Origin of the sequence: Streptococcus sp. Marseille-Q5619 (assembly GCF_946901205.1) — a bacterium.
Classification (GTDB): Bacteria; Bacillota; Bacilli; order Lactobacillales; family Streptococcaceae; genus Streptococcus.
Window position 1 is genome coordinate 420342 of record NZ_CAMPPO010000004.1, and the last position, 13519, is coordinate 433860.

A 13519-nucleotide genomic window follows, 5' to 3' on the forward strand; every position below is an offset into this window, starting at 1 on the left:
TCGAAAAATATACAACTTTTAAAGGCAACATTTCATTTTTTAAAGTCTAACAACCATAGAACTGAAATCAGAGCAAGGCATCAATTTCCTACTCTTAGTACGCCTATTTTGATGATTGAAGTGAAGATTTTTTATTTAACGTAGACAATTCCCAACTTCCCAAAGGCCACATCTCCACGGATAATCAAGGTTTTGCTGGTTGGGGCTAGAGGGGCATCTGCCTTGGCTACACCACAGAAAGTTTCCACCTTCAAATCAACTCTCCAATGTTGGGGAACATAGATAACTGCATTGCCAAAACCAACTTCGATATCCAGAGTAGCAAAATCACCTAACATCTCTGCATTGTCGTAATATATCTTAGCATTTCCGAAGCCAACTTCTACTTGGTCTTCTACCAATTCTTGATTTTGCTTGTAGAAAGTCCCAGTCCCAAAAGCGACTTCCTTATCTGTAAGAATGGTCTTTTCACCATCATGCCACCATTTTTTCCCATTCCAAGTTCTGTTAGAGTGAGTGAGTGTGCTGACACCCATTACGATTAAAATACTAGCCAAAATAAGGGAAACAGGAGATAGCTGAATCCAATCATAAAAAAGATTCACTATATTTAATGCTGTTAATGCTAAAAAAGTAGCACTTGTCCAATGATGCCTAAGGGAAGATTCTATTGCCTTATACAATAGAAAAGCGATAAAGACAAAAGGAGAATACTTAGTCTCCAAAGATGGAACACCATAATGTCCCTGTAATAAAATCCATGCTGCCAATACTAGCAACACAATACCAAATGCTTTCTTTTTCATGTTCTTACCTCATGTTTCTTAGATTTTCTTTTAGGAGGGATTGGTAATGTCGTGAGACATGAACCTCCTTATGGGTCTGATAGAAGGAAATGGTGCCCGTTCCTGAAAAGGACTTGTCCACCGAATAAACTTGCCGAATATTAGCGATCGTTGACTTGGATACCCGACTAAAATAACGAGGAAGGATAGCCTCTAACTCATAGAGTTTAAGCCGAACCTCGTAGGCATCTTTCTGGGTATGGGCATAAATCTTGCTACCTTCCGTCTCAAAGAAGAGAATTTCCGACAAGTCCAGATAATATTCGCCCGTCCCCTTGTAAAAAATCAACCGAGGAGACTTGGATTCTTGCAAGAGACGCTGCAAATCCGCAATCTCATCTGTCAAAGCCGCTGCCTTGATGACAATTTCAGTTTCCTCTAAATTGCTATCAATTTCGATTCGTAACTTCATTCCATCTCCTTTCTGACTCTACTATATCAAAGGAAAAATAAGAAAACAAGAGCAAAAAAGCAAGTGGTTACTTTAAACCAGTAAGTGGTTGTAGGACCAACTTAACATACAAGTCAAAATAGAAAGAAAATCACACCCCATACAAGAGCACAAATATAACCAACCACTACATCCTTGGGATAATGCACTCCCCCTAAGACTCTCACTAGACCGAGGAAGGCTGACAAGACCAACAGGATAACCCCTACAGATAAACTAGCATGTAAGCAAGCCATGGAGATAATGGTTGCTGAAAAGACATGACGACTGGGCATAGACTGACCAGGACTATCTCTGTCAAGCAAGGGTTTAATAGTCCATTCCTCATAAGGCCTAGGGGCATTGATTTTCTTACGAAGAAAGGACAAAATCACAAAACCTGATGCAGGGATAAACACATAGATTCCGACCTGTTTCCCAAGTCCTTCTTGGAAACCTGATGCAGGGATAAACACATAGATTCCGACCTGTTTCCCAAGTCCTTCTTGGAAATAGGTAATTGCTAACAAGGTTAGATAAATCATAGGCATAACTACCGTCATGAACCGATTGAAAGTTCTTAACAAGCTCAGAAGAAAGGGCTTATTTTTAATGTTACTAGCAACGTGGCCATACCATTCTTGATAATTTTTCATATATTTTCTCATCACTTACTCAAATTTTGCTTATAGGGAAGCACTTGTCTTCTAGTATAGTGCAGAAAAAGAAGGTCGTCAAGCCTTCTTTGGGTTTATTCTTCTGCTTCATCTTCTGTAAACTGACTGTTGTAGAGGTCAGCGTAGAAACCAGCTTGCGCCATCAGCTCATCATGATTTCCTTGCTCTATGATATTTCCATCTTTCATGACAAGAATCAAATCAGCATTTCGGATAGTAGACAAGCGGTGGGCGATGACAAAGGAAGTTCTGCCCTCCATCAAACGATCCATAGCTTTCTGAATCAATTCCTCTGTACGGGTATCAACAGAAGAAGTCGCTTCATCTAGGATTAGGAGTGGCGCATCTTTCAGCAAAGCACGAGCGATAGTCAAGAGTTGTTTTTGTCCGACAGACAAGGTCACTGTATCATCCAAGACGGTATCGTAACCATCTGGTAGGGTCATAATAAAGTGGTGAATCCCTACAGCCTTGCTGGCTTCAATCACGCGCTCATCACTAATACCTGTTTGGTTATAGATAAGATTGTCTCGGATAGTACCTTCAAAGAGCCATGTATCCTGCAAGACCATTGAAAAGGCATCGTGTACTTCCGAACGCTTCATCTCTTTGGTATCTACACCATCGATACGGATACTTCCCTTATCAATCTCATAGAACTTCATCAAAAGATTGACAATGGTTGTCTTACCAGCTCCGGTCGGTCCGACAATGGCAACCTTTTGACCTACATGAGCAATCGCAGAAAAGTCATGAATAATGGTTCGCTCTGGTGTATAACCAAAGGAGACTCGATCAAAGACTACTTGACCTTTCATATCGCTCAATTGTCTTTCTTTATGGGATTCGTCTCCCATTTCCTCTTCAGCTAGGAATTCGAAGACACGTCCCATGGCTGCACTAGCCTGCTGAAGGCTAGTAATCCCTTGGGCAATTTGTGAAAGAGGCTGAGAAAAGATTCGAACGTAGGCCATAAAGGCAACGATAATCCCGATACTGATGTGTCCATTTAAGGCCAAGGCTGCACCAACGATAATCACCAAGGCATAGCTAAAGTTCCCAATAAACATCATAATCGGCATCATAATCCCTGAAATAAACTGAGATTTCCAGATACTATCATACAGACGATGATTTAATGTTGCAAATTCTCCTTTCGTACTCTCGATGGCATTGTAACTGGTTACTACATTATGGCCAGAGTACATTTCTTCCACATAGCCATTGACAGCTGCCAAGTCTTGTTGCTGACTCTTAAAAAAGCCCTGTGATTTGCCCATAAAGACAGACACGAAAGCAAAACCGATAAGGGTTGACACGACCGTCACCAAGGCTAAAATCCAGTTCATCCCAAACATGGTTACTAAGACTGCTAAAACTAATAAACTAGATGAAAGAACTGTTCCCAGACTTTGATTAAGGGACTGGGCTGCAGTGTCAACGTCATTGGTTACACGAGACAAAGTATCCCCCTGAGAGTGTCCATCAAAATATCCCAATGGTAGGCTATTGATTTTCTCTGCAATGGCTCTTCTCAAACGCTCTGAAAAACGTTGAATAGCTGTTGTAAACAGAAATGCCTGTAAATAATTTGATAGAAGTCCGATCACATAAATGACGGCCAAAAAACCACCAATAGCTGCAACCGCAGCGACATCCACACTTGTTTCCAGACCACTGGCAATGATATTAGTCATTTCCTTGATGCGAGTCGGACCATATACAGTAATGATATTGGATACGATTGTTGCTAGAAAGGCTATCAGAAGGGCAAACTGGAGGCCTGCAAGATAGGGTTTACTCTGTTTCAAAAGAGACATTTTCTTATTTTCCATGTTCCAATTCCTCCTTCGATAGTTGTGAATAGGCAATTTCTTGGTAAACTTCGTTATTAGCTAGAAGTTCCTTATGGGTGCCTTGTCCCACGACTTTACCTTGATCCAAGACCAAAATCAAATCTGCATCCATAATCGTTGAAATACGCTGTGCGACGATAAGCTTGGTCATAGACTTGGTTTTCTCTGCTAACTCTTGGCGTAGGACACGGTCTGTCTTGTAGTCCAAGGCTGAGAAGGAGTCATCAAAGATGAGGATTTCTGGCTTCCGAGCTAATGCACGCGCAATGGCCAGACGCTGTCTTTGACCACCTGAGAAGTTGGTTCCTCCTTGGGCCACTTCTGACGATAAGCCCGCTTCCTTGTCTTCGATAAAGTTCTTAGACTGAGCCAACTCCAAAGCCTGCCACATAGCCTGCTCACTAAGTGGTGTTTCTTGACTTTGTCCAAAGTCTAGATTGTCCTTGACATCACCTGAAAAGAGAACAGCTTTTTGTGGAATATAGCCAACCTTGTTGCGCAAATCTTCTAGAGCATAGTCTTGAACATTGACACCGTCCACCAGAATTTCTCCTGCTGATACGTCATAGAAACGTGGAATCAGATTGACCAGAGTTGATTTACCTGAACCCGTTGACCCAATGAAGGCCACTGTTTGACCAGTTTCTGCTTTAAAGCTAACATTCTCAATAACCGCCTCCGAATTTGCCGCATATCGGAAGGTCACATCCTTAAATTCGACCTGACCTTTGAGGTTTTCATCAGCCAGCTGCACTTGAGCAGGGTTTTGGATAGAAGAATGCAAATCTAAAACTTGATTAATCCGCTTAGCAGAGACCATAGTTCGGGGAAGAACGATGAAGAGTGCTCCCATGAGAAGGAAGCCCATGACAACCTGCATGGCATAAGACATGAAAACAATCATATCACTAAAGAGAGGCAGACGTGCTATCGGAGCAGCGTCGTTAATCACATAGGCCCCAATCCAGTAAATCGCCACACTCAAACCACTTGAAATTCCCATCATGATAGGGTTCAAAATAGCCATAAGACGGTTGACAAACAAATTCAAGCGTGTCAATTCATCATTTGCTGCTGCAAATTTTTCATTTTGGTATTCTTCAGCATTGTAGGCGCGAACGACACGAATACCTGTTAAACTCTCACGAGTGATACTGTTCAGTTTATCAGTCAGCCCCTGAATCAAGGACTGTTTTGGAAAGGCTAAGGTCATCAAAACAGTCGTCATTAAAACGTTGACAATCACTGCCACAAGTACGGCGCAGAGCCAGTATTCTGAATGACCTAAAATCTTCCCAATAGCCCAGATAGCCATAATTGGACCACGCGTAACCACTTGCAAGCCCATGGTAATCAACATCTGAACCTGAGTAATGTCATTGGTCGTACGAGTTAGGAGACTAGGAATAGAGAATTTCTTAATCTCTGTCTGCGAGTAGTCTAAAACTCGATTAAAAATATCACTTCTCAACCTACTAGTATATGAAGCAGCCACTCTGGACGAAAAAAATCCAACTGCAACTGCGGACAAGAAGGCAAGAAAGGACATTCCCACCATCATACCTGCTGGCTGCCATAACTCATCCAAGTTGGTTCCCTGAGTTCCTAGCAAATCCGTAATTTTAGAGATATAGGTCGGCACTTCCAACTCTAGATAGACCGAAAAGCAAGTAAAGAGAATGGCTAGTAAAATCATCCCCCATTCTTTTCTACTAATTCGTTTGGCTAATTTCTTCATTCTCTCCTCCTATTCCCTTGATATTTTCCTGTAGTTGAGCAAGTACTTTCTCAAAAATCAGTAATTCATCTTCATCAATGTCTTCCATCAACTGCTTGTCAATTCGTTCAAAAAAGGCCTTAACCTGCTGCATCTGAGAACGTGCATTGTCCGTCAAACGAACAAATTTTGCCCGCTTATCAACAGGACTCGCCTCCAATTCCACCAAACCATTTTGCACCATACGCTTGACCAAATTACTCGCAACAGATTTGGTAATATTGAGTTCCTGCTCGATATCTTTAATCAAGACCAAGTCTTGGTTTTTCTCACGATTATCCAAAAAACGCACAACCTGACCTTGCGGTCCACCCATAAATTCAATGCCACAACGTTTGGCTTCCTTTTGCACCATGAGGTGAATCTGATGACCAAAACGCTTAAAGACTAACATCGGTTTATCCATACTAACTCCTTTCTAACTATCACATTTAGTTCTCCTAGGAACTAAATAAGTTTCCATGAGAACCATTTTACCACTTTGAAAAGAGATGTCAAGAAAAAGTTTCCTAGAGAACTATTTTAGTTTAAATTGACATTAGGCAAGATTTTTTATATAATGAGCACTCACTACTGTGGGTAGAAATCCATTCACTTAATGAGGAGAGAAAACTTTCAAATGAAACCAGAAGAACAAAGAGTTTTAGGAATCTTAGCAACCATTTTTGGAGCCATCGCACTTTTAGGATCCTGGCTCCCGTTTATTAACTATCTATCGTTGTTCATCGGCATCGTCGCATTTATCTTGGGGATTATCGGCCTTATCGTCAACCTCAAAAAACGGAAAAAAATGGCTATTATCGGAACATCCCTGGCAGTTGCCTCTGTTGTACTTTTCTTTACGACTCAGGTACTATACGCTGATGTCTACAAAGAGTATGCCAAGGAGTTTAACCGTTCCTACATGGATACGAGTGCCTCAATGGAACGCGAAGAAAAAAGCAGCTTGATAGACGATACCTTCGCCTGGACCCAAGAACAGTTCGACGCCTTAATCGAAGGTGACCTTGACAACAAAGGAAAAGGTGGTACCAACTACGAGGATATTATCAACAAACACGGAAAGCCAGATTCCGAGTTTGACTTCACTCTTGGGGGTTACGATACGAAAAAAATCACCTATATCTCCATTGGAGACAAGATCAAGACTGTTACCTTAACTTTTGCAAAAGATGACAATGGACAGCTCTTGCTCGTCCAAAAACATGCAGTCGGTCTAGGTCTAGAAAAAAGCAAGCAACAAAACGATTCTGAAACCTGAGTCTAAGTTCAAATATCAAAAAAACGAACAGCTAGTAAAACTGTTCGTTTTTCTATTAGAACCCGTCTACGTTCGTATAAATCTTTTGTACGTCTTCATCGTCTTCAAGAACGCTGTAAAGTTTTTCAAAGGTTTCAAGGTCATCGCCTGACAATTCCACTTCTGACTGAGGAATCATTTCCAACTCAGTCACTTGGAATTCTTCAATACCTGACTCACGAAGGGCAACGATAGCCTTATGAAGATCAGTTGGAGCTGTGTAAACTGTGATTGTCCCTTCTTCTGCTTCTACATCATCCACATCCACATCTGCTTCTAGCAATTGCTCAAAGACTGCATCTGCATCTTCACCTGCAAATACGATAACTCCCTTGTTGTCAAAGAGGTAAGAAACAGAACCTGAAGCGCCCATGTTTCCTCCGTTTTTACCAAAAGCTGCACGGACATTAGCCGCTGTACGGTTAACGTTTGAAGTCAAGGTATCAACGATCAGCATAGAACCATTTGGCCCAAAACCTTCGTAACGTCCTTCTGTAAAGGTTTCGTCTGTGTTTCCTTTTGCTTTATCAATCGCTTTATCAATAACGTGTTTTGGCACTTGGGCTTGTTTAGCACGGTCGATAACGAATTTCAAAGCAGTGTTTGATTCTGGATCTGGATCACCTTTTTTAGCTGCTACATAGATTTCTACACCAAATTTTGCATATACTTTAGAGTTAGCTCCATCTTTAGCCGTTTTCTTGGCTACGATATTGGCCCATTTACGTCCCATTAGGAATCTCCTTTTTTCACATTTTAATCTTTCTTATTATAACACAAGTTTTTTCGATTTTCACTAGAGGAAATAGATTTTATTCAGTAAATCCAACTAGGATTGCACTTTGGTTACCAAGATGTCTTACCTTTCTATCTTTATCAACATTCAAAAAACAAACTAGACCATTATCTGCAAATAGAAAGTTTGACAAAGTCCGCTCAAACTACTGTTTTGAGTTTATAGATATAAGCGACAAAAACAATCATACTGCACCTTTTGTTGACAGTCTACTCCAGACGTATCATAGTTCAAGTAAATACTTTGAAATTCAACAGTTCTTATAGGCGCTATTGCATTCTAAGAAGTCAATAGAAGAGCTTCTAAACAAAACTATAATTTATGTGTTCCTGAAACAGAAATTTATACTCTTTTTGATTTCACATGATACTGAAGTTAGACTAGTACAACGGCACTTCTAAAACAAGTAAAAGGCAGCTAATTCCCTGTATAGCAAGGAGTTTCACTACCCTTTTTACTTTTTCTTACAGCCACTGTTTGATAGACTCATTTTAACATCACGAGCATACTCCAATGGAAATCGCTAGGCAAGAGATAAACTTTCAGATATTCGCAGAGAGATCATCGCCTCTTTTTGTCGCAAACATTCTTCTCTCCTAATCATTTTCTACCTTATCCTCTACCTGAGGATAAAGAGTCGTTCCCCAAATAGAAATCGTCCGCTTACGCACTAGTGGCAAGTCGGTTTTTTCATAAACCGTACGCCACCATTCCCAGGCAAGTCCGGTACACTCTCTAATTTTGACAGAGAGATTGCGAACATTCCCTTTCAAAGGAATACTTGTGGTAAAATGAGCCGTCAAATCCTGGCCATTTCTGTCCCAAGCCTTAGGAGTCAAAACTTCTTTACCTTGATAATCATAGGATAATTCATCCCAAGTAATGTAATATTGGGCAACATAGGCACCACTATGATCCAGCAGTAAATCACCGTTTCTGTAGGCTGTCACCTTAGTCTCAACATAGTCTGTACTGTTTTGAAAGGTCGCAACTACATTGTCACGTAAAAAAGAAGTTGTATAAGAAATCGGCAAACCTGGATGATCTGCTGTAAAGCGACTGCCTTCTTGAATCAAGTCCTCTACCATATCCACCTTGCCTGTTACAACTCGGGCACCCGAACTTGGGTCGCCCCCTAAAATAACCGCCTTCACTTCTGTATTGTCCAAAATCTGCTTCCACTCTGTCTGAGGAGCCACCTTGACTCCTTTTATCAAAGCTTCAAAAGCAGCCTCTACTTCATCACTCTTACTAGTGGTTTCCAACTTGAGATAGACTTGGCGCCCATAAGCAACACTCGAAATATAGACCAAAGGACGCTCTGCAGAAATTCCTCTCTGCCTCAAATCCTCTACCGTTACAGTATCTTGAAATACATCTCCTGGATTTTTAACAGCATCTACGCTGACTGTATAATAAATCTGCTTAAAATTGACAATCTGAATCTGCTTTTCGCCCGAATGGACAGAATTAAAATCAATATCAAGAGAATTCCCTGTCTTTTCAAAGTCAGAACCAAACTTGACCTTGAGTTGTTCCATGCTGTGAGCCGTGATTTTTTCATACTGCATTCTAGCTGGGACATTATTGACCTGACCATAATCTTGATGCCACTTGGCCAACAAATCGTTTACTGCTCCGCGAACACTTGAATTGCTGGGATCTTCTACTTGGAGAAAGCTATCACTACTTGCCAAACCAGGCAAATCAATACTATAAGTCATCGGAGCACGATCGACCGCAAGAAGAGTGGGATTATTCTCTAACAAGGTCTCATCCACTACGAGAAGCGCTCCAGGATAGAGGCGACTATCGTTGGTAGCTGTTACAGAAATATCACTTGTGTTTGTCGACAAGCTCCGCTTCTTTCTTTCGATAACAACAAACTCATCGGGTAGCTGATTCCCCTCTTTGATGAAACGATTTTCAATACTCTCTCCCTGATGGGTCAAGAGTTTCTTTTTATCATAATCCATAGCTAGTATAAAGTCATTTACTGCTTTATTTGTCATCTTCTACCTCCTAATAAGTTCCTGGATTGAGTTGCATAAACTCAGACTTGTTCAGCGAAATCAGCCGTGGTTGGACTAAGTGATCCAAAATTTCCTCGTACAATTCTTCTGAGACATTGCGTCGCCGTCTGGCTAGATAAGAAGTCGGAATGACCGTATTATCCAACATAAATACCTTATCTAAGTCAATCAAGGTTGGTCTTGTAAAAGGATTACGAGCTAGATCCGGCTCTTCTATCATAAAGTTCTTGACCAAACGTCTGGTCAAGAGAGCTGGTTTGAAGGTCTGATTTTTAACCAACTCTTTGTTTTTAGTCGTGCTGTTGTCAATACAGATATACATATGATTCTTCACAGCCAAATCACTACTAATAGTCGGAAAAGGCAAATAAAGAGCTACAACATCTCCTCTCTTAATCAAGCAAAAGCACCCCCTTTTCTCCTAATGTAACATAGACAGGATTGACCAAGTCTTCTGATTGACTCAGAATTTCCAACGTTTGAGTTTGGCGCCCTGTCAATTTAGTAGCATCTTGTCTCTTCAATACAAAATGCTTGTCGCCAATAACCTTGACACTATAATCCTTCTCCAAAGCTGACTGGTAAATCCACATCAGATATTGTCTGTCCTGAGAACTCAAGAGCAAGGGATTTTCAAGTCTCCCGATAGTCTGATAAAAATCAAAAACAGGAGCCAAAGCTTGCCAATCTGACTGGCTAGTTGTTAAGGCTAGAAAAAGAGCTTTGCGAGCTGATACTTCTTGGTTAGCCTTGAGAGTTACTTTTCCCTCCAAGTTTTTTAGAAAGTGGGAAACTCCAGAAAGCAAATCTTTCTCTAACTGCGAGAAATAAAAACCTTGCCTTCCCAGACATAAGTATTTCAAGTCGCTTTCTCTAGCAAATAAGAGTTCAAACAGTTGATAATAAAAGAAAAATATCTGGCACTGAGTTGCACTCATCTTTTCCTTGTCGGCTTCTTTTTTTAACCAGAGCAAGGGCAAAAGGTAGCTGGATTGATACATTTCCTCCACCTCCTATTCTTTTTTAGCTGGAGCATCTGCACTAGCTGCCACTTCTTTTGACTGGATACTTTCCCACTGGTTGATTTCCTCTGAGATAAGACCTTCGCATGTCTTGACAAATAGGGCAAAAGCCTTGGTTTTTCCTGCATATTTCTCCGTTTGACATTGATAGAGGAATTTTTCTCTCTCCAGGAGTTGCGCAGTCTTTTGGTAAGAAATCCAGTGTTCCTTGGCATTATACAAATTGAGAATCCCCTCACACAGCAAGCCTAGACTGGACAAGGCAACCGAAATCAAACGGTAGCGATCACCTGGCATAGGAATAGCACAAAAGACCGCTATGAGAAAACCTGCCACGATTTCTGTTATTTTTAATACCTTATAGCGTCTACGATGTTGAACGCTTTTCTTTAAAAAATGAGCTATCTGTACATCTAATCGCTCTGTCAAGTACATTTCTTCTGGCGTCATATTCGTAACCCCTTTCATTTACTTTGATAATCATAGTATAACATATTTGAATATCAAAGTATAGTAAAAACTGGACTATAGCTTATTATAAAATCCAAATATGAAATGTTTGTGAAATAAGGGAAAAATATCACAAAGAGGATGGAACAAAAAGTTTCAAAATGATAAAAACGCATAATACCTTGCCTTAAAAAGCTTGATATTATGCGTTTTATCAGAGAAAGATTTTCTGAATGTTCACCTCAAATTGAGTTTTTCCAACATTCTATCAATCACTATTCTAGCTAGTTTCCGACTCGTCTAAGCATTGCTTATCTTAGCTGAGCAAGAATAGCTTTGAGTTTCTCAATCAACTCATCTTCTGTGTGGTCAGACTCTTTCTCATTGGCTAGGAAGGCAACGGCTTGAGCGAGTGCTTCTCGTGCTTGGTCAAGAACTTTGGCATCTACACTTGTAAGGTCGCTTGCTTGCAGAACCTTAGTCAATTCCTTAGTCAATTTCTTGAGTTCTGACTCTTTCTTACGACGCGCGATGAGGAAGAGAAGGAGACCAAGAAGGGCGAGCAGGCTACTAATCATCGTACCGTATGGAAGATGACCTTGCTCTTTCCTTGTTTCTTTCGTTTCTTCTTCATCCTTAGTCGCTTGCTTGCCTTGCAAGGATTCGAGGGCTTCTTTGATCTTGGCAGTCATCTCTTTCAAGCCTGCCTCTGTCAAGTCAGCATTTCTAAGGGCTTCTTGACCCTCTCTGAGAATGACCTTCGCAGCGTCGATGACAGATTGATCAATACCATCCAAGTCTTTCAAGCGAGTTTCCAAGTCTTGAATCAAATCTCTTAAGACGGATTTATCAACCTGTTTCTCTTGACTCGATTGAGCGCCTCCAGCGAAAGCTACACTTCTACGGCTACGGGCTGGTGGTATCACAGAACTTTCAGATATTCCTTGTGGAGACTCTACTTCTGTCGAATTTCCTGTTTCTCTCTGTTGAGTAGATTGACCAGCAGCTTGATTCGTCGAATCTCCTGAATTAGCTGGAGTGCTTGGAGTAGCAGGCTGACCTTGGTTGTTTGAACCGCCTTGACTACCATCATCAGATGGAGCTGGTCTGTCTCCTTGGCTACCCGCATCCCCTCTACTATCTGAACCTGCTTGGTTGCCACCATTACCTGGTGTGGATGAGTTTCCTTGGTTAGACGTACTGTTGCTATCAGCTGTCGCTGTGACATTACCAATTGCTGTCAGACCTGCTTGTTTCGCATTCTCTACATCAGTTTGGGTCTTAGCTTTATCAATCTCAGCTTCCGCTGCTGTAACTGCTGCCTCTACTTGACGATTAGCGGCTTCCTTCTCTTCATTTGTGATATGAGGAGTTCCTGCTAGAGCGTTTTTCTTCTCGTCAGCTTTTCTGCGTAGTTCTTGCTTAGCTTGAGTGTTAGCAGTTGCTGTGGCTGTGACCTTATTGATTTCACCAATACCAGCAGTCTTCGCATTCTCTACATCAGTTTGGGTCTTAGCTTTATCAATCTCAGCTTCCGCTGCTGTAACTGCTGCCTCTACTTGACGATTAGCGGCTTCCTTCTCTTCATTTGTGATATGAGGAGTTCCTGCTAGAGCGTTTTTCTTCTCGTCAGCTTTTCTGCGTAGTTCTTGCTTAGCTTGAGTGTTAGCAGTTGCTGTGACACTCACTTCATTGATTTTCGTAACTCCTGCATTTTTAGCGTTGGTTACAGCAGTTTGGGTCTTAGCTTTATCAATCTCAGCTTCCGCTGCTGTAACTGCTGCCTCTACTTGACGATTAGCGGCTTCCTTCTCTTCATTTGTGATATGAGGAGTTCCTGCTAGAGCGTTTTTCTTCTCGTCAGCTTTTCTGCGTAGTTCTTGCTTAGCTTGAGTGTTAGCAGTTGCTGTGACACTCACTTCATTGATTTTCGTAACTCCTGCATTTTTAGCGTTGGTTACAGCAGTTTGGGTCTTAGCTTTATCAATCTCAGCTTCCGCTGCTGTAACTGCTGCCTCTACTTGACGATTAGCGGCTTCCTTCTCTTCATTTGTGATATGAGGAGTTCCTGCTAGAGCGTTTTTCTTCTCGTCAGCTTTTCTGCGTAGTTCTTGCTTAGCTTGAGTGTTAGCAGTTGCTGTGGCTGTGACCTTATTGATTTCACCAATACCAGCAGTCTTCGCATTCTCTACATCAGTTTGGGTCTTAGCTTTATCAATCTCAGCTTCCGCTGCTGTAACTGCTGCCTCTACTTGACGATTAGCGGCTTCCTTCTCTTCATTTGTGATATGAGGAGTTCCTGCTAGAGCGTTTTTCTTCTCGTCAGCTTTTCT

General features: G+C 41.3%; 13 protein-coding genes. 1 reads left to right on the forward strand and 12 read right to left on the reverse strand.

What is annotated here, in order from left to right; genetic code table 11:
• Nucleotides 1-131: 131 nt before the first annotated feature.
• From OC530_RS07620 to OC530_RS07645, 6 genes are all read right to left on the reverse strand, one after another.
• The gene (locus OC530_RS07620; protein WP_262080982.1) at nucleotides 132-806 is read right to left on the reverse strand and encodes a hypothetical protein; all 675 of its coding nucleotides are present in this window, start codon (nucleotides 804-806) and stop codon (nucleotides 132-134) included.
• Nucleotides 807-810: 4 nt separating this feature from the next.
• Nucleotides 811-1257 carry a LytTR family DNA-binding domain-containing protein gene (locus OC530_RS07625; protein ID WP_000776606.1) on the reverse strand — a complete coding sequence of 149 codons (447 nt, stop codon included), beginning with the start codon at nucleotides 1255-1257 and terminating at the stop codon, nucleotides 811-813.
• Nucleotides 1258-1370: 113 nt separating this feature from the next.
• Nucleotides 1371-1931, reverse strand: a complete 561-nt coding sequence (locus OC530_RS07630) for a phosphatase PAP2 family protein (protein WP_262080984.1) — start codon at nucleotides 1929-1931, stop codon at nucleotides 1371-1373.
• A 95-nt stretch (nucleotides 1932-2026) separates the two neighbouring features.
• Complete coding sequence (locus OC530_RS07635; protein ID WP_262080986.1) at nucleotides 2027-3787, reverse strand: ABC transporter ATP-binding protein; 1761 nt, start codon at nucleotides 3785-3787, stop codon at nucleotides 2027-2029.
• On the reverse strand, nucleotides 3777-5546 hold the full coding sequence (locus tag OC530_RS07640) for an ABC transporter ATP-binding protein (RefSeq protein WP_262080988.1): 1770 nt from the start codon (nucleotides 5544-5546) through the stop codon (nucleotides 3777-3779). Before OC530_RS07640 ends, OC530_RS07635 begins: the two co-directional genes overlap by 11 nt.
• Complete coding sequence (locus OC530_RS07645) at nucleotides 5521-5991, reverse strand: MarR family winged helix-turn-helix transcriptional regulator (protein ID WP_261085570.1); 471 nt, start codon at nucleotides 5989-5991, stop codon at nucleotides 5521-5523. Before OC530_RS07645 ends, OC530_RS07640 begins: the two co-directional genes overlap by 26 nt.
• A 213-nt stretch (nucleotides 5992-6204) precedes the next feature.
• On the opposite strand from OC530_RS07645, the gene OC530_RS07650 reads away from it, so the two are divergent.
• Nucleotides 6205-6846 carry a DUF308 domain-containing protein gene (locus OC530_RS07650; protein WP_261013476.1) on the forward strand — a complete coding sequence of 214 codons (642 nt, stop codon included), beginning with the start codon at nucleotides 6205-6207 and terminating at the stop codon, nucleotides 6844-6846.
• A gap of 55 nt (nucleotides 6847-6901) precedes the next feature.
• On the opposite strand, the gene OC530_RS07655 is transcribed toward OC530_RS07650, so the two are convergent.
• From OC530_RS07655 to OC530_RS07680, 6 genes are all read right to left on the reverse strand, one after another.
• Complete coding sequence (locus OC530_RS07655; RefSeq protein ID WP_000532893.1) at nucleotides 6902-7618, reverse strand: YebC/PmpR family DNA-binding transcriptional regulator; 717 nt, start codon at nucleotides 7616-7618, stop codon at nucleotides 6902-6904.
• 659 nt (nucleotides 7619-8277) lie between these two features.
• A complete protein-coding gene (gene ply, locus OC530_RS07660) occupies nucleotides 8278-9693 on the reverse strand; it encodes a cholesterol-dependent cytolysin pneumolysin (protein WP_173269795.1) in 1416 nt (471 codons plus the stop codon).
• Nucleotides 9694-9703: 10 nt separating this feature from the next.
• On the reverse strand, nucleotides 9704-10114 hold the full coding sequence (locus tag OC530_RS07665) for a hypothetical protein (protein WP_138705901.1): 411 nt from the start codon (nucleotides 10112-10114) through the stop codon (nucleotides 9704-9706).
• Entirely contained in the window at nucleotides 10107-10715 is a 609-nt protein-coding gene (locus OC530_RS07670; RefSeq protein ID WP_138705900.1) for a hypothetical protein, read from the reverse strand. Before OC530_RS07670 ends, OC530_RS07665 begins: the two co-directional genes overlap by 8 nt.
• A 12-nt stretch (nucleotides 10716-10727) precedes the next feature.
• Nucleotides 10728-11186 carry a DUF4231 domain-containing protein gene (locus OC530_RS07675; protein ID WP_138705899.1) on the reverse strand — a complete coding sequence of 153 codons (459 nt, stop codon included), beginning with the start codon at nucleotides 11184-11186 and terminating at the stop codon, nucleotides 10728-10730.
• A gap of 311 nt (nucleotides 11187-11497) precedes the next feature.
• A partial coding sequence (locus OC530_RS07680) for a DUF1542 domain-containing protein (protein WP_262080996.1) occupies nucleotides 11498-13519 on the reverse strand: 2022 nt, incomplete at its 5' end.